Consider the following 16,198-nt stretch of genomic DNA (forward strand, 5'->3'; position numbering starts at 1 on the left):
CCGACCCGCGCGGCGGCCCGGTCGCCGCCCCCGCCCCCGCTCCCGCCCAGGGGCGGCACGCGGCCGCGCCCGTCTTCACCGACGACGGCTCCGTACGGCTCTCCGGCGCCCAGGTGCCGATCGGCCCCGGGCCGCGCGTCGCCGACGCCCACGACCCGTACGCGCCCGCGGCGGCCGGCACCGCCACCGGCTGGGTCCGCCCGCCCGGCGCCGCGGCGGCCCCCGCGGCACCCGAGCCCGCCCCCAACGCGACGGTGGATCCGGCCCGTTGGCGGCCGTGGCGGTTCCGGATGTCCAACGACGTCTGGGGCACGCCCGTCGTCTCCGGCGACCTGGTGTACGTCACCTCCTTCGAGGTCCACGCGCTCGACGTGGCCAGCGGGCGGCGGCAGTTCAAGACCCGTGACGTCGCCTGGGCCATGGCCGTCGCCGACGGCCGCATACACGCCACCGACGGGCCGACCCTGTACGCCCTCGACGCCGCCGACGGCGCGGAACGCTGGCGGCTGTCCACCGACGGCTGGGTGTACTCGCTCGACACCGACCGCGGCACCGTGGTGACCGGCACCCGCGGCGGCGGTGCCCAGGCGTGGGAGGCCGCCACCGGCGAACTCCTCTGGGAGACCAGCGGTCTTCAGACCGACTTCGAGACCCCCGACTGCGGCCCCGTCGTCCAGGACGGCACCGTCTTCATCTGGTCCGACGCCCGGCTGCGCGCCCTCGACGCCCGCAGCGGCACCGAGCGCTGGACCTACCCCGTCGGCGACACCGGCTCCTGCGGCGGCGTCCCCGTACGGCTGCGCGCCGCCCCCGACGGCGTCGTGTACGTCGCCGCCGGCACCCGCCTGCTCGCCCTCGACACCGCCCGCGGCGACGTCCGCTGGCGCTTCGAGGCGCCCGCGGTGTTCCTCAGCCCGCCCGCCGAGGGCAACGGCGGCGTCTACGCGGCCGACTACCTCGGTACCGTCTACGCCCTCGACGCCGCCACCGGCCAGGAGCGCTGGCGCATCGCCACCGAGGCCCGCCAGTCCACCGAGCCCGTGCTCGTCTCCGGCGGCCTCGTCCACCTCGGCAGCGGCGGCGCCCTCTACACCCTGGACGCGGTGACGGGCACCCCCCGCTGGCGCTTCGCCGCCGGCGGCGACATCGTCGGCTCCCCCGTCGTCGCCGACGGCCGCGTCCACTTCGGCTCCGCCGACCACTGCCTCTACGCCCTCGACGCCGCCGGCGGCCAGCTCCGCTGGAAGCTCGCCACCGGCGGCGAGATCACGGGCACGCCGCTGGCGGCCGGCGGCGTGGTGTACGCCTGCAGCAAGGACCGGTGCGTGTACGCCCTCGACGCGGCGAAGGGGACAGGGCAGGCGCGGCGTTGAGGCGTGCGGCTCCGCCGCCGCCTCCTTGGAACGAGCGAGTGGCCCACCGCTGGGATGCGGTGGGCCACTCGTCGTGTGCCGACGGGGGCGGCGGTGGGTCAGCCGACGTGGTTGTCCATGACGTGGTCATCCATGACGTGGTCGTCCATGACGTGGTCGTCGTTGACACCGGCGGTGATGCCCACGTGGTTGTCCATGACGTGGTCGTCCGCGAGCGCCGAGCCGGCACCGAAGGCGGTGGCCGCGCCGGCGATGGCGAGGACGACGAGCGCCTTCTTCGCGCGGGTGAGCTTGGTCTGCGACATGAAGACTCCTGTGAAAGGTGTTACCCGTGTTGCTTCAGATGCAGCTGCGATTCGTGAGTCTAGGCAGACGGGTAATAGGAAAGCGAGTCCTATTGCCGACAACACCCGCTGCATACCGAGCAGTTGGTGTGTTTCAGGAGGCGGTGCGAACTAAGTCTGGAACCGCGCACCGAAGGGGGAGGAGTCCGACAGGGGGCGGAAATGCCGAATGGCCCTCCGGGCGTGATCGCCCGGAAGGCCATTCGGTGGTCAGGTGAGGCTGTCAGCCCTTGTTGGTGCCGGTGCCCACGGTGACGTGGTCGTCGTTCGTGCCCGTGACGTGGTCGTCATTGGTGCCCGTGACGTGGTCGTCGTTCGTGCCCGTGACGTGGTCGTCATTGGTGCCCGTGACGTGGTCATCGTTCGTGCCCGTCGCCACGCCCTGGTGGCTGCCGAACGAAGCGATGCAGACCTCCTTGCCGGGGTGGTCGTCGGCGAGGGCCGTGCCGGCGCCGAGGACGGCGGTCGCGCCGGCGATGGCGAGGACGGCGAAGGCCCTCTTCGTGCGGAGGAGCTTGGTCTGCGACATGGGTATCCCCTGAGAAGCGTGTGACTGATGTGTTCCCAGATGCATCTGTTGCGTTTGAACCTCGCAGAGATGCGATGGGAAAACGAGTGGCTGAGCCTCAACTACTCCTGAAATAAGAGGTGTTGCTGGTAACAGGCAGCTCAAGCAGTCGTTCCGGGGGAGTCGTCGGCCGACCGCACATTGGTCCCCTGGCTGTGCCACTACTGACGAGGTGTCAGGGAGCCGTTGTCAGTGCTCCCCACGAGAATGGAGCTACTGGTCACCGGTCCGGGACCGCTCTCCTGCCGTCAACGCTTCCACCTGTCGTCAACAGGTGTGCTCGGCATGGGCGGACTCCCGGACGGGAGGCCTCGAACCGTCGTGCAGTTCGTCGAGGGGGGAAGTCATGCAGGTGCGCGATGCGGGACTCGGGACTGTGGCACGTGATGGCCGGCTGGGCGTCAGCGGTGGGGACGACCATCACGCCGGGCTGATACAGGTCGACGGCGGGTGCGGTTCCGTCGTGAACCGGTGAGCGTCTGACGGACACATGCGAGTGGCCCACCGCGGTGGGGCGCGGTGGGCCACTCGGTTGTCCGACCGTCAGAGGGACGCGCTGTTGGCGTGGTGGTCGTCCACTCCGTTGACGCCGTCCGGGGAACCGGCGAACGACTGCGGGGCGAACTGAGCGGCGCTCGTCGCGTTCCCCGCGCTTCCGGCGTGGTTGTCGGCGGCGGCGGAGGTGGTGCTCAGCACCACTGCCGCTCCGGCGATCGCGAGTGCTGCCAGTGCCTTCCTGGCGCGGTCGGCTGTCGAGCCCGTCATGATGACTCCTCTTGCTCGGGGGTTTGTCGGGGGTGAGGGGGGTGGGTTCATGGCGCCACGGCCCCTTGGTGCTCAGGGGGTGTGCTCCGGGGCGCGGGTCTCTTCACGGCGCCCGGCTCACGACGCCCGGCGGCTGCCGTCCCGGGCCGTGGGGGTATGCGAAGAGGCCGACATCGACGGCTCCCCCTCCGTGTCGCCGATGCCGACCGCTGTGCTGCTGCCCGGCCGGCGAAGTCCCCTGTTCCCCCGCGCCTTGGGAATTCGCCTGCGGGCTGCCGGTGGGGCGGGTGCTCCGGAGATTCCGTCGAAACGGATTCCGAAGCCCCCGCGATCCGTCGGGCGGGTCCGGCCGGTCGGGTCAGACCGGCTCGGAGCCCGCGTGGTGGTCGTCCGGGTTCGCCGGGGTGTCACCGAGCTGCTTGGCCTTGGGCTTCAGCGGCGCGGTGGCCGTACCCGGCGTGGTGCCCGGCACCTGACCGTCGAGCGGTGCGGGCAGAGTGATGTCGAGCTTCTTCTCTTCGCTCATGGTTGTTCAACTCCATGGGACAGTGCGAGTCGTGCGGTACGACGGGGCGGACGACCCGTCCGGCGATTCCCCCGAGGATCGCCGGACGGATCTACCAAGCCGTGCGCCACGGTGCGTGGTGCTCCGGCGCGACCCGCCTGCCCCCCGACGCGACGGATCGTGAATATGAGAATGACATGAACCGATAAACGATCGATGAACGGCCACGTCAACGTTCGCGCCGGAATCTCCCGGGGCTACGCGTCCACCCGCGTCAACAGGCCCCGGACGCCGGAGGCTTCCTCCTCGTCGCCCAGCTGCTCGAACACGCTCAGCGCATCCGTCCAGCAGGCGCGGGCACGCCCCTGCTGGCCCAGCCGGTCGAGGCAGTGCCCGAGGACCGTGAGGATGTTCCCACGCCGCCATTCGCCGCCGATGCCGCGGAGCCGGACGAGGGCCTGTTCGGCGTGGGCGGCCCCGCGGGCGTGCTCGCCCGTCGCGTGGAGGACCTCCGCCATGCGGAAGAGGCTCCAGCCCTCCCACATCCGCTGCCTGTTGTCGCGGAAGATCGCTAAGGCGTCGACGAACTGGGTCAGTGCTTCCTGGTGCCGTTCGGCGCTGTGGAGCGCCAGGCCGTAGGCGTAGTGGCCGTTGGCCAGGCGCCAGGACACATCGAGCTCGTGGTAGATGCCGAGGCTCTGTTCCGCGAGGCGGACCGCGGAGTCCGTGCGGCCGGTGTCCCCGTGGATGCGGGAGAGGTTGCTGAGCGCGCTGGCCTCGCCGGGACGGTTGCCGTCGGCGCGGAAGGAGGCCAGGGCCTGGCCGCAGTACGCCTCCGCCTCCTCGTACCGGTGCTGGTAGATGCCGATGATCCCGCGGATGTTGGCCGCGATGCAGGAGGGGATGACGTCCCCGTCGGCCCGCGCGAGCCGCATCGCCTCGCCGGCCTGGTGCTCCGCTTCGGGGAACCGGCCGGAGAGGCTGTGGACATGGGCGAGAACGGTACGGGCCCGGCCTTCCGCGCGGATGTCCCCCGACGCCCGGGTGGTGACCAGCAGGTCCTCCGCCGCGTTCGCGTAGAGCCGGGAGTAGGCGCCCGACTCGGTGAGGTCGTTGGTCGCGAGCAGGAGGTCGACGGCCTTCCGCATCGGCTCGCCCGAGTCCTGGGCGTGCTGCCGTACGCAGGCCAGCAGGCACGCCGCCTCCGCGAACAGCCAGTCGGCGCCGGCGGCCCGGTCGGTGAACGCCAGCCCGGGGTACGCGGTCGGCGTGATGTTCTTCAGGAGCTGGTCCCCGGGCCGCTCCAGCACATAGACCCCCGCCGCCGTCGCCAGGTAGAAGTCGAGCAGCCGCGACAGCGCCGCCTCGCGTTCGGCGGGCGGGTGTTCGTCGCGTTCGGCGCAGGAGCGGGCGTAGAGGCGGAGGAGGTCGTGGTAGCGGTAGCGGCCGGGGGCGGCGGATTCCAGGAGCGAGGCGTCGACGAGGGTTTCGAGGAGCTCCTCGGTCGTGTCGACGTCGAGGTCGAGGACGGCGGCCGCGGCGGTGAGGGAGATGTCGGGGCCGTCGGGGAGGCCGAGCAGGCGGAAGGCCCGGGCCTGGGCGGGTTCGAGCTGGCCGTAGCCGAGTTCGAAGCTGGCGGTGACGGCGAGGTCGCCGGCGCGGAGCTCGTCCAGGCGGCGGCGTTCGTCGGCGAGCTTGCGGGCCAGGACGGACACGGTCCAGGTGCGGCGGGCGGCGAGGCGGGACGCCGCGATACGGATGGCCAGTGGGAGGAAGCCGCAGGCGGCGACGGTGTCCATGGCGGCGTCGCGCTCGGCGGCGACGCGCTCGGTGCCGACGATCCGGGTGAAGAGGACGAGGGCTTCCTCGGGGCTCATCACATCGAGGTCGACCAGGTGGGCGCCGGCGAGGTCGACCATGCGGGTGCGGCTGGTGACGAGGGCGGCGCAGCCCTCCGTGCCCGGGAGCAGCGGGCGGACCTGGGCGGCGTCGCGGGCGTTGTCGAGCAGGGCGAGGACCCGGCGGCCGTCGAGGGTGGAGCGGAAGAGGGCGGAACGTTCCTGTAGACCCTCGGGGATGGCCGGGTCGGGGATGCCGAGGGCGCGCAGGAAGGCGCCGAGGACCGCCTCGGGTTCGGCGACGACGGGCCCGGTGCCCTGGAGGTCGACGTAGAGCTGGCCGTCGGGGAAGTGGTCGCGGGCGGCGTGGGCGACGTGCACCGCGAGGGTCGTCTTGCCGACGCCCCCGATGCCGGCGACGGCGGAGACGGCCATCACCCGTCCCTCGGCGGTGGCGAGCTGGTGGCTGAGCTCCTGGACGAAGGCGTCGCGGCCGGTGAAGTCCGGTACCGTGGCGGGGAGTTGGGCGGGCCGGATGAACGTGGGGCCCGCGATGCCGCGGTCGGCCGGCAGGTGGAGGGTGAGGTCGGCGTCGCCGCGGAGGATGCGCTGCTGGAGCTCGGAGAGCTCGGCGCACGGCTCGACGCCCAGCTCGTCGTCGAGCAGCCGCCGGGTGTCGGTGTAGACGGCCAGCGCCTCGGCCTGCCGGCCGCCGCGGTAGAGGGCGAGCATCAGCAGTTCGCGCAGCCGCTCGCGCAGCGGGTGGGCGGCGGTGAGGGCGGTGAGTTCGGAGACGGCCTCGGCGTGGTGACCGAGTTCGAGGTCGAGGTCGAGCCGGGTCTCCACGAGGCCCAGCCGCCACTCCTCCAGCCGGGTGCGCTGTGTGTCGGCGTACGGGCCGGGGACGTTGGCGAGCGGTTCGCCGTCCCAGACGGCCAGGGCCTCGTTGATGAGGGCGCGGGCCCGGGTCCCGTTGCCCGCGGCGCGCGCCTTGTCGGCCTCGGCGGCGAGGCGTTCGGCGGTGTCGATGTCCAGGCAGCCGACGCCGGTGCGGATCGCGTAGCCGCCGGCCTCGCTGACGAGGACGTCGGCGTCCGGCCCGAACGCCTTGCGCAGCCGGGAGGCGTAGGTGCGCAGCGCGGCGAGCGCCGCGTGCGGCGGGTCGTCACCCCACAGCGCGTCCACCAGCTCCGGCGCCGTGGCCGTGCGTCCGCCGCGCAGCAGCAGGGCGGCGAGCAGGGCCCGTTGCTGGGGCGAACCGGTCTGCAGTGCCTCGCCGCCGCGCCAGGCGCGGACGGGCCCGAGCACGGCGAAACGCAACTGCTGTCCGTGCCCTGTGTCGCCGGCCATCGTGACCCCCTGCTCGTCCTGCTCGGTGGCACCGGTCAGTCTGCCCTGTCCGGGGCCCCGGCGTCAGCATCGGTCAAGCCCTCTCCACAGGGCCTTCAAAGGCTGCGGGCACGGTGGGGCGGGCGTCCGCGGAGCACGGCCGGGCGGGGGTGCGGAACTCGGCCGTCCGCGGCGGGCTCCGCCCGGACGGGGGGCGGGTTCGGCACGCCGGCGTCCGTATGAACAGGGACGGGAGGCTCAACTACCGTTCGTGGACGGGGAATCGACCGCCCTCGCGGGCCCGGCCGCGCGTCGTTCGCTGTGCGGCGGCGTGTCGGCGGCGCGGCGGCGGGGGGAATTTGCCCGGGGGGTACGGGAGGGTTTGCGGGGTGCCCCGTCCGGCCGGATACCGACGGTGCCTTCTCCGGCGGGCCGTCGCGGGGGTGACGAGGGTCGCAGGGGGAGGGGCGTCGCGGGCCGCGCGGCGCGGAAGGCCCTTGCGCGGGGCAGGAGCAGAGCAAAAGGGGTGCTGCCGGTCATTTCGCGGCACGCGCTCGCGGACGGCGTCGCCCCGGGGCGGCCCGGGGCGCCCCGGGGTCCCCCGGGGCTGCCGCCGGTGTCACCGCTTGGCGTAGTCCGCGAACCCCTGCCAGTCGATCAGGACACAGGGCTCGTCGCCGAGCACCCAGGCGTCGTGCCCCGGCGCGCAGGACATGCAGTCGCCCGGCCCGAAGTCGTCCTCCTCGCCGTCGTCCATGACGACCCTCATCCGGCCGGAGACGACATAGGCGGCGTGCGCGTGCATACAGCTGTCGGTGCCCGCGATCGGCTTGACGTGCTCGGACCACCGCCAGCCCGGTTCGAACGTCGCCCGGCCCACCGGGCGGCCCTCCAGGTCGATCAGCTCCAGCTTCCCCTTTTCGTCCTCGAACGGACGGACCTCTTCCGGAGCGTCCAGGCTCTTGCGTACGAGACCGGCCATGAGTGCTCTCCTCTGTCGGAGGGGCAGGGGTCACTTTCCGACGCTAGTCGGGGGTCCGGCGGGCGGCCATCGGTGTGGGCCGAACGGGTGACGTCCGGTTCGTCCGCCGCGCTGTTTCCGCTCCTCGATCCGCGGCCGCCGTCCGTCCCTGTTGGCGATCACCACTCTTCCGCGGGCCGCGCCCCCGCGGCATCTGCCGATCGGCGGGATCCGCGCCGGCCGGGAGGCGGTTGCGTCTGCCGTCCGGCATACGGCGGACGGGCGGTGGCGCGCGGACTTGAACCTCACGCGACGTGAGGTTGCAGGGTGGTGTCATGACCGCTTCCACGACCTGGCGCGTGGGCCCGTTGGCCGAGGCCTGCGGGCTGACCGTGCGCACGCTGCACCACTGGGACACGATCGGGCTCCTCAGCCCGTCCCGGCGCACCTCCGGCGGCCACCGCGAGTACACCGAGGACGACCTCGTCCGCCTGTACCAGGTGCTCGCCCTGCGCGGCCTGGGGCTGAGCCTGGAGACCATCGGCGTCTGCCTCGACACCGGCGTCGACCCCGCCCGGCTGGTCCGGGACCACCTGGCGGAGGTGGAGGCGTCCCTCGCACGGCTCGGCACCCTGCGGCAACGGCTCGTGCGGCTGGGCGACGCCCTGTCGGCGGCCGAGGGGGAGCCGTCCACCGGCGGCCCCGCCGCGTCCCTGCTGCTCGACGCCCTGCGGGCGACGGGCAGTGCGGGTGCGCACGGCGAGCACGTGCTCCGCCGGCACGTGGACGCCGACGGGGTCGGCGCCCTTGCGGCCCGCGTGAGCGGGCTCGGCCCCGCGGCGCACTACCTGCTGGAAGTCGAATGGCCCGAGCTGTACCGCAGGGCCGAGCGGCTCCGCACGGAGGGCGTCCCGCCCTCCGATCCACGCGTCGGGCGGCTGGTGGCCCGCATGGACGAACTCGGCACGCTGTTCACCGGCGGCGACCGGGGCATCTCGGCCGGGGTCCGGGAGGCGTGGCGGGACGACCCGGCCGCCCTGTCCGGCGATCCGGACGCACCGGCGGACGACTGGCGCGACCTCTCCGCCTACCTGGAGGCCGCCCGCCGCGCGGCCGTTCACGCGCCTCGCCCACCGTCCCGCCGGGAGCCCGGCCAGGAGCCCCGTCAAGAGCCCCGCCGGAAGACCCGTCAGGAGAAAGGAACCCACTCATGACCACCCGTACCCGCGCCCTCCTCGCCCTCTTCGCGACGCTCCCGCTGTTCCTCCCGGCCGTCCCCTGTGTCCTCCTGTCGGCGGCCGGGGTTCTGCCCGGGTCCCTGACCGTCGCCCTGCCCGTGGCCCTGGCCGCGCTCTGGCTGTGGCGCTTCCTCCGCCTGCCGCGGGCCGCGGGGGCCGGTGGATGAGGGCGCGGTTCCGTGCCGTGGTCCACCTGTTCCCGGGGTCCCGTCAGTCTTCCTGTGGAGGGGACAGGAAGACGGGGTTGGTCAGGGCCGCCATCCGGCCGGGCAGCGGCGCCCCCGGTGCCGCGGGGTGTCGTATCTCCGCCCGGACGTAGGCCGAACGGGCCGGAGTGGTCCGCCACTCCACCCGGCCGTCGGCGGGGAGGGGGACGGAGACCAGGGTGCCCTGGTCCGTCACGAAGGACGCCGTGCAGCCGGGGGGCGTGCCGGTGACCTTCAGCCGGACCGTCACTTCCCGGTCGCGGCCGGTGCGCAGCCGTTCGCCGAGGCCCGCGTGGCTGCCGTCGGAGCCCGCGGCGGTGAGGGTCAGGCCGATGGCCGAGGACTCGGCGATCCAGCTGCGGCCGGCCCGGATGCCGTCCAGGACGGCCGCCCGCGACAGGTCGTCGGCCAGGACGACGGTCTGCGGGAGGCCGACCTGCTGCGGTTCGCGGTGGGCGTCGCTGTTGCCCATGGCGGGCAGCCACCGGCCGCCCTCACGGACGGCGGCGACGAGCATCGCGTCCCAGGTGGCGACGGCCATCTCGTCGTCCGGCGTGTACGGGCCGTTCCACACCTCGACCGCGTCCGCGTGCGCGTAGCCGAACTTCCAGGAGCAGCCGACGCAGCCGGCGTGGGGATGGGCGGGGACGACGAGGCCGCCGGCGCGGCGGATCGCGCGGGCGTGGCGGCCGAAGACGCCGTCCCGGGCGCGGTGGCGCCAGTCGACGAACGTACCCGGATCGGTGCCGAGGGCCAGGACGTGGCCGTTGCGGGTGGTCACCTCCTCGCCGGTGAGGATCAGCAGGTCGTCGCCCCACAGGCCCTGCCACGCGCCGTGGGCGGAGGTGGTGTTGTGCTCGGTGCTGACGATCCAGTCGAGCCCGGCGGCGCGCGCCGCCGCCGCGATCTCCGCCGGGGTGCGGCTCCCGTCGGAGTGGACGCTGTGCAGATGGCCGTCGCCCCGGTACCAGGAGCGGCCGCGGCCCCGCGCCCGCTCCGGTGGGTGGACCGGCACCGGGGTGGTGCCCGGACGGCCGTACCGGAGGGTGACCGTCACCTCGTACCGCATGCCCTGCGGCGCCACCGTGTACGGGCCGAGGACGACGTGCCAGGTGCCGGGCCGGACGGGACCGGCGAGGTAGCCGGGGGTGGCCCGTTCGGCGCTGACCGAGAACTCCGTGCGGGCGCCGCCTGACCAGCCCCGGAAGCCGTCGGGGCCGGTGCCGCGCTCGTCGAAGACACCGATGTCGCAGGCGTTGCCCGGGACGCCGGGCGGTACGGCGGGTCTGTCGTAGGTGTACGAGACCGCGATCTCACGGACGCCGCGCGGCACTTCCACGGGGAGGTGGACGAAGTCGGGCGCGCCGGCCGGCAGGCTGCCGGTCACCTTGCGCGTCTCCGTCGTGCCGTTGCCGCCGGTACCCGGGGGACCGGCCGCGTGAGCGAACGTCACGCCGTCGAGCGTAAGGGCACCCGCCGCTCCCGCGACAGCCGTCAGTTTCAGGACATCCCGCCGTTCCACCCGGACCTCCCCGCGCCGCCTGGTACCGCCTCGTGCCGCCTCGTGCCGGCAGTCACCGTTCTACGCCCGCGGGGCGGCCGGGGGAACGTACGGCGGACGACGGTTGTGTGTCGCCCGTTCGACATGGGTCACCGGCGGCCCTCCAGGGATTACCGTGGGTACAGGCGACAGACGGAGGTTCCCCGGCATGCGGATCGCGACCACGGTCTTCCTCACGGACGAGACGATCACCCCGGTCCGGCTCGCCCGAGAACTCGAACAGCGCGGCTTCTCGGGTCTCTATCTGCCCCAGCACACCCACATCCCGGTCGACCGGGAGACCCCCGCGCCGATGGGGGACCCGCTGCCGCGCGAGTACGGCCGGGCGTACGACCCGTTCGTCGCGCTCGCCCAGGCCGCCGCCGTCACCCACCGGATCGCCGTCGGGACGGGCGTCGCGCTCGTCGCCCAGCACGACCCCGTCGTCCTGGCCAAGCAGGCGGCCAGCCTGGACCAGCTGAGCGGCGGCCGGTTCACCCTCGGCATCGGCTTCGGCTGGAACGTGGAGGAGGCCGCCGACCACGGCGTCGACTGGAAGACCCGGCGCCGCCTGGTCCGCGACCGGATGGCGCTGATGCGGGCGCTGTGGACGGACGAACCGACCGCGTACGAGGGCGAGTTCGCGTCCGTCCGGGCCAGCTGGGCCCACCCCAAGCCGCTGCTCCCGCCGCGCGAACGGGTCGGCGCGCCCCCGCTCACCGGCCCCCGGACGCTGATCGGCGGATCCGCCGGGCCGGGGCTCTTCGCGGCCGTCGCCGAGTACGCGGACGGCTGGCTGCCCATCGGCGGCGGCGGGCTGCGCGAGGCCCTGCCCCAGCTGCGCCGGGCCTGGGCCGACGCGGGCCGGCCGGGCGAACCGGCCGTGGTGCCGTACGCCGTGCACCCGTCGGCGGGCAAGCTGGCGCACCTCGCCGACCTGGGCATCGAGGAGGTCGTGGTGGGGCTGCCCGCGGAGGGGGAGGGGGAGGTGCTGCGGGCGCTGGACGCGCACGCGGAGTTTCTGTGAGCGGTGGGTGTGCCCCGGTCCCTCCCTTTCACCGTTTCTTGCGGGAGCAAGCCCCCGCACCCCTTTGAGCGCGCCTGCGGCGCGCGTCCTCAAACGCCGGACGGGCTGAATCAGCCCGTTGGGGGTCCCCCCCGGGGAGGGACCGGGGCAAAACCCCCTCACCGACCCCCTCCGCCAACGCCCCGCCAGGCGTGAGCATCGGCACAAAAACCCTGGCGGAATGCCCCCTGGCATCACCGCTTTGCCCTCGTATGCTCGGGGAATGACTTCGAGCGCACATCGGCCCGTTTCGGCACCACCGACCGCGAACGCCATGCGACGCGCGCTCAAACGGGCCCGGGACGGTGTGGCGCTGGACGTCACCGAGGCGGCCGTGCTGCTCCAGGCGCGCGGGGCGGACCTGGAGGACCTGTGCGCCTCGGCCGCGCGGGTGCGGGACGCGGGCCTGGAGGCCGCGGGCCGGCCCGGCGTCATCACCTACTCCAAGAGCGTCTTCATCCCGCTCACCCGCCTCTGCCGCGACCGGTGCCACTACTGCACCTTCGCCACCGTCCCCGGCAAGCTCCGCCGCGCGGGCGAGGGGATGTTCATGTCGCCGGACGAGGTCCTGGCCATTGCCCGCCGAGGCGCCGAACTCGGCTGCAAGGAAGCCCTGATCACCCTCGGCGACAAGCCCGAGGACCGCTGGCCCGAGGCCCGCGAGTGGCTGGACGCGCACGGCTACGACGACACCATCGCCTACGTCCGGGCGATCTCCATCCGGATCCTGGAGGAGACCGGGCTGCTGCCCCACCTCAACCCGGGCGTCATGTCCTGGACGGACTTCCAGCGGCTCAAGCCGGTGTCGCCGTCGATGGGCCTGATGCTGGAGACCTCGGCCACCCGGCTGTGGAGCGAGCCCGGCGGGCCGCACCACGGCTCCCCCGACAAGGAGCCCGCCGTCCGGCTGCGCCACCTGGAGGACGCGGGCCGCAGCTCGGTGCCGCTGACCAGCGGGCTGCTGCTGGGGATCGGGGAGACGCACGAGGAGCGCGCGGAGTCGCTGTTCGCGCTGCGCCGCGTCTCCCGGGCGTACCACGGCATCCAGGAGCTCATCCTGCAGAACTTCCGCGCCAAGCCGGACACGGCGATGCGCGGCATGCCCGACGCGGAACTGGACGATCTGGTCGCCACGGTGGCCGTCGCCCGGCACGTCATGGGCCCGTCCGCCTGCCTCCAGGCGCCGCCGAACCTGGTGGACGAGGAGTTCGCCCGGCTCATCCGGGCGGGCGTCGACGACTGGGGCGGCGTCTCGCCGCTCACCCCGGACCACGTCAACCCCGAGCGCCCCTGGCCGCAGATCGAGGAGCTCGCCGAGCGCTCCGCCGCCGAGGGCTTCGAGCTGAAGGAACGTCTCGCCGTCTACCCGGAGTTCATCGGGCGCGGTGAGCCCTGGCTGGACCCGCGGCTGCTGCCGCACGTCCGGGCGCTGGCCGACCCGGAGACCGGGCTGGCCCGCGAGGACGCCGTGGTGGAGGGCCGCCCCTGGCAGGAGCCGGAGGAGGTGTTCGTCCCCAGCGGGCGCACCGACCTGCACCGCACCATCGACAGCGAGGGCCGCACCGGCGACCGCCGGGCCGACTTCGACGAGGTGTACGGCGACTGGGAGGCGCTGCGCGAGGCGGCGGCCCCCGGCATGGTCCCCGAGCGGCTGGACGGGGACGTGCGGGCGGCGCTCGGGCAGGCGGCCGACGACCCGACGCGGCTGACGGACGCCGAGGCGCTCGTGCTGCTGCACGCCGACGGGCCGGCGCTGGACGCGCTCTGCGGGATCGCCGACGACCTGCGGCGGGCGACGGTCGGCGACGACGTCACCTACATCGTCACCAGGAACATCAACTTCACCAACGTCTGCTACACCGGCTGCCGGTTCTGCGCCTTCGCCCAGCGCCGCACCGACGCCGACGCCTACACGCTCTCCCTCGACCAGGTCGCCGACCGCGCCCAGCAGGCGTGGGAGGTCGGCGCCGTCGAGGTGTGCATGCAGGGCGGCATCCACCCCGACCTGCCGGGCACCGCCTACTTCGACATCGCGCGGGCGGTGAAGGAGCGGGTGCCGGGGATGCACGTGCACGCGTTCTCGCCCATGGAGGTCGTCAACGGCGCCTCGCGGACCGGCCTTTCGATCCGCGACTGGCTCGCCGCCGCCAAGGAGGCCGGCCTCGACAGCATCCCCGGCACGGCCGCCGAGATCCTCGACGACGAGGTCCGCTGGGTGCTCACCAAGGGCAAGCTGCCCACGAAGGACTGGGTGGAGGTCGTCACCACCGCCCACTCCCTGGGCCTCCGCAGCTCGTCCACGATGATGTACGGGCATGTGGACCAGCCCCGGCACTGGCTCGGCCACTTCCGGCAGCTCGTGGAGATACAGAAGGAGACGGGCGGCTTCACCGAGTTCGTCACCCTGCCCTTCATCCACACCAACGCCCCCGTCTACCTCGCCGGCATCGCCCGGCCGGGTCCGACCATGCGGGACAACCGGGCGGTGACGGCGATGGCCCGGGTGCTGCTCCACCCGCACATCACCAACATCCAGACGAGCTGGGTGAAACTGGGCACCGAGGGCGCGGCCGAGATGCTGCGGTCGGGCGCCAACGACCTGGGCGGAACGCTGATGGAGGAGACCATCTCCCGGATGGCGGGCTCGTCCTACGGCTCGTACCGCTCGGTCCGCGACCTCGTCGCCATCGCCGAGGCCGCGGGCCGGCCGGCCCGGGCGCGGACCACGCTGTACGGAGAGGTGCCGGAGGAGCGGCAGCGGGCGGCGGCCGCGTCGGACGGGCACCTGCCGGAGCTGCTGCCGGTGCTGGGCGACGACTAGGGCCGGCCCGCTCCCCGGGCGCGGCGCGGCCGGTCGAAGTACGACTCGAGGGTGCCGCGCCGCCGGACGTCGAGCGTCGCGCAGTGGAACGAGCCGCCGAACGGCGCGTAGTGCAGCAGGTCGCACGGGATCGGTTCGAACCCCCACCGTTCGAGGGCGCGGAGCATGCCGGTGTGGTGCCGCTCCGCGATCACCCGGTGCCCGTCGACCGAGAGCACGTTCAGACTGAGCCACTTGCCGCACATCGAGGTGAGTTTGAGCAGACGGTCGTCGATGGGGTCGGGCTGCGGGGCGATCAGGATGTCCCAGGAACGCAGGATGTCGGGCAGCCGGTGGATATCGACGTACTCGGGGTTGACCAGGACCTTGCCGGGCGCGAGCGGGAGGAACGTGGTGTCGATGTGCATGGGCGTGCGGCAGCGGCTCTCGATCTCGTGGACGCGGTAGCCCGGCCCGAGATGGCGGCGGAGCCAGTCGACGCCCATGCGGTTGGTGACGTTGCCGCGGGTGACGAACAGGTCGCGTCCCGCCCGGACGAAGTCCGCCGCGTCGAAGACCGGCTCGAACTCGGTGAGGATGAACCGTGGGGGCTCGTCCGGCCCCGGGGGGCGGAAGTCCGCGTCGAACAGTTCGTCGGTGAGCTGCGGCTTGGGCGCCGCCGTCCAGCGCGCGCCGCGCCGGAAGTAGTCCTTGAGGAGCGTGCGGTAGGAGTGGGTCTCGAAGTACCGGCACGGCCACGCCATCGGCGTCTCGATGATCTCGTCGCCGACCACCAGCAGACAGTCGCGCGGGCAGGTGTTGCAGAAGCCGCGCGACGACCAGTCGGGGGTGGCGAAGCGCCGTTTGTGGTCGACCGCGTCCGGGCGCCTGACCGTGATGCCCAGGGAGAGCAGGAGGTCGACGAACTGGTCGAGTTCGCGCCGCGCCCGTTCGACCAGCACGCGCGGGTACCGGTGACCGGCGGCGAGCCCCTGGAGGCGTGCCGCCCAGGGTGGGAGGTTGCACCCGACGACGGGATGGTTCGAAGGGATCGTCGCGTCGTCGAGCCGCCCGACGATGATCTCCTCCAGCGGGTCCCACTCGTTGTGGGAACCGACGGGCGGGCCGGCCGGCTCCGCCGTCGCCGCCATCGGAATGTCGGAGTCCCGCAGTTCCGCCATGCTCATCCGCTTTCGATCGCAGAGTTCAATAACTCACTGTATCCAATACATTGCCTGGAGTTGTGGGGATCGTGCGGTCGGTCCGCGTCGATGGGTGCAACTGCCCGTCCGTGCGCCGGAGACGGGCGCGTGCGCTCGCCCGGACCACTTCCCCGGGCGCGGGCGCGGTGTTGCCGATCTGTCGCACGGGCTCGATCCGACGGCGACAGTCACCCGCATAAGGTGTCCGGCATGTCTTCGCCCCAGAACCCCCCACAGCCCCAGCAGCCGCAGCACAACGGACAGCCGCAGAACCCGCAGCCCCCGCAGGGCGGTGGGTTCGGTCCGCCGCCGACCTGGGGTCCCGAAGGGACGGGCCACGCCCAGCCGACGATGATCGGGCAGCAGCCGGCCGTACCCTCGCCGCCTGCGCCGCCGGGCCCCGTGGGCGCGGGCGCGCCGGTGCCGCCGCCCGGCCCCGTGCCCGGCGGCCCCGCCCCGCAGG

General features: G+C 73.4%; 14 protein-coding genes. 6 read left to right on the top strand and 8 right to left on the bottom strand.

All coding sequences use genetic code 11. The features are described from left to right. On the top strand, positions 1-1,373 hold a 1,373-nt coding region (locus HN013_RS31360; RefSeq protein ID WP_171172286.1), incomplete at its 5' end, for a PQQ-binding-like beta-propeller repeat protein. Between the two features lie 98 nt (positions 1,374-1,471). Here HN013_RS31360 and HN013_RS31365 read toward each other — a convergent pair. The 6 genes from HN013_RS31365 to HN013_RS31390 all read right to left on the bottom strand — a co-directional run bounded on the left by HN013_RS31365 (position 1,472) and on the right by HN013_RS31390 (position 7,704). Continuing rightward, the gene (locus tag HN013_RS31365) at positions 1,472-1,678 is read right to left on the bottom strand and encodes a hypothetical protein (RefSeq protein WP_171172288.1); all 207 of its coding nucleotides are present in this window, start codon (positions 1,676-1,678) and stop codon (positions 1,472-1,474) included. Positions 1,679-1,940: 262 nt separating this feature from the next. Next, positions 1,941-2,246, bottom strand: a complete 306-nt coding sequence (locus HN013_RS31370; RefSeq protein ID WP_171172289.1) for a hypothetical protein — start codon at positions 2,244-2,246, stop codon at positions 1,941-1,943. Positions 2,247-2,828: 582 nt separating this feature from the next. After that, a complete protein-coding gene (locus tag HN013_RS31375) occupies positions 2,829-3,050 on the bottom strand; it encodes a hypothetical protein (protein ID WP_171172291.1) in 222 nt (73 codons plus the stop codon). A gap of 358 nt (positions 3,051-3,408) precedes the next feature. Further along, positions 3,409-3,576, bottom strand: a complete 168-nt coding sequence (locus tag HN013_RS31380) for a hypothetical protein (RefSeq protein ID WP_171172293.1) — start codon at positions 3,574-3,576, stop codon at positions 3,409-3,411. Positions 3,577-3,812: 236 nt separating this feature from the next. Then, entirely contained in the window at positions 3,813-6,743 is a 2,931-nt protein-coding gene (locus HN013_RS31385; protein WP_171172294.1) for a BTAD domain-containing putative transcriptional regulator, read from the bottom strand. 598 nt (positions 6,744-7,341) lie between these two features. Next, entirely contained in the window at positions 7,342-7,704 is a 363-nt protein-coding gene (locus HN013_RS31390; protein WP_171172296.1) for a cupin domain-containing protein, read from the bottom strand. A 314-nt stretch (positions 7,705-8,018) separates the two neighbouring features. On the opposite strand from HN013_RS31390, the gene HN013_RS31395 reads away from it, so the two are divergent. Further along, a complete protein-coding gene (locus HN013_RS31395) occupies positions 8,019-8,897 on the top strand; it encodes a MerR family transcriptional regulator (protein WP_171172298.1) in 879 nt (292 codons plus the stop codon). Further along, a complete protein-coding gene (locus HN013_RS31400; protein WP_171172300.1) occupies positions 8,894-9,088 on the top strand; it encodes a hypothetical protein in 195 nt (64 codons plus the stop codon). Before HN013_RS31395 ends, HN013_RS31400 begins: the two co-directional genes overlap by 4 nt. 43 nt (positions 9,089-9,131) lie before the next feature. Here HN013_RS31400 and HN013_RS31405 read toward each other — a convergent pair whose 3' ends face one another. Further along, entirely contained in the window at positions 9,132-10,649 is a 1,518-nt protein-coding gene (locus tag HN013_RS31405) for a CehA/McbA family metallohydrolase (RefSeq protein ID WP_171172302.1), read from the bottom strand. Between the two features lie 187 nt (positions 10,650-10,836). Between HN013_RS31405 and HN013_RS31410 the strand changes: the two genes are divergently transcribed. Both HN013_RS31410 and HN013_RS31415 read left to right on the top strand, forming a co-directional pair. Continuing rightward, entirely contained in the window at positions 10,837-11,694 is an 858-nt protein-coding gene (locus HN013_RS31410) for a TIGR03619 family F420-dependent LLM class oxidoreductase (RefSeq protein ID WP_171172304.1), read from the top strand. A 262-nt stretch (positions 11,695-11,956) separates the two neighbouring features. Further along, positions 11,957-14,554, top strand: a complete 2,598-nt coding sequence (locus tag HN013_RS31415) for a bifunctional FO biosynthesis protein CofGH (protein WP_171172307.1) — start codon at positions 11,957-11,959, stop codon at positions 14,552-14,554. On the opposite strand, the gene HN013_RS31420 is transcribed toward HN013_RS31415, so the two are convergent. Further along, the gene (locus HN013_RS31420; RefSeq protein ID WP_249375654.1) at positions 14,551-15,714 is read right to left on the bottom strand and encodes an amidinotransferase; all 1,164 of its coding nucleotides are present in this window, start codon (positions 15,712-15,714) and stop codon (positions 14,551-14,553) included. The two genes, HN013_RS31415 and HN013_RS31420, sit on opposite strands and share 4 nt — an antisense overlap. A gap of 231 nt (positions 15,715-15,945) precedes the next feature. On the opposite strand from HN013_RS31420, the gene HN013_RS32535 reads away from it, so the two are divergent. After that, on the top strand, positions 15,946-16,198 hold a 253-nt coding region (locus HN013_RS32535; RefSeq protein ID WP_212765049.1), incomplete at its 3' end, for a hypothetical protein.

The organism is Streptomyces sp. I05A-00742 (assembly GCF_013055795.1).
In the GTDB taxonomy this organism is placed as follows: Bacteria; Actinomycetota; Actinomycetes; order Streptomycetales; family Streptomycetaceae; genus Streptomyces.

Coding starts and splice junctions, on each gene's coding strand:
- HN013_RS31410 (WP_171172304.1), top strand. CDS start 10,837: ATGCGGATCGCGACCACGGTCTTCCTCACGGACGAGACGATCACCCCG.
- HN013_RS31415 (WP_171172307.1), top strand. CDS start 11,957: ATGACTTCGAGCGCACATCGGCCCGTTTCGGCACCACCGACCGCGAAC.
- HN013_RS31420 (WP_249375654.1), bottom strand. CDS start 15,714: ATGGCGGAACTGCGGGACTCCGACATTCCGATGGCGGCGACGGCGGAG.
- HN013_RS31365 (WP_171172288.1), bottom strand. CDS start 1,678: ATGTCGCAGACCAAGCTCACCCGCGCGAAGAAGGCGCTCGTCGTCCTC.
- HN013_RS31385 (WP_171172294.1), bottom strand. CDS start 6,743: ATGGCCGGCGACACAGGGCACGGACAGCAGTTGCGTTTCGCCGTGCTC.
- HN013_RS31390 (WP_171172296.1), bottom strand. CDS start 7,704: ATGGCCGGTCTCGTACGCAAGAGCCTGGACGCTCCGGAAGAGGTCCGT.
- HN013_RS31380 (WP_171172293.1), bottom strand. CDS start 3,576: ATGAGCGAAGAGAAGAAGCTCGACATCACTCTGCCCGCACCGCTCGAC.
- HN013_RS31395 (WP_171172298.1), top strand. CDS start 8,019: ATGACCGCTTCCACGACCTGGCGCGTGGGCCCGTTGGCCGAGGCCTGC.
- HN013_RS31375 (WP_171172291.1), bottom strand. CDS start 3,050: ATGACGGGCTCGACAGCCGACCGCGCCAGGAAGGCACTGGCAGCACTC.
- HN013_RS31400 (WP_171172300.1), top strand. CDS start 8,894: ATGACCACCCGTACCCGCGCCCTCCTCGCCCTCTTCGCGACGCTCCCG.
- HN013_RS31370 (WP_171172289.1), bottom strand. CDS start 2,246: ATGTCGCAGACCAAGCTCCTCCGCACGAAGAGGGCCTTCGCCGTCCTC.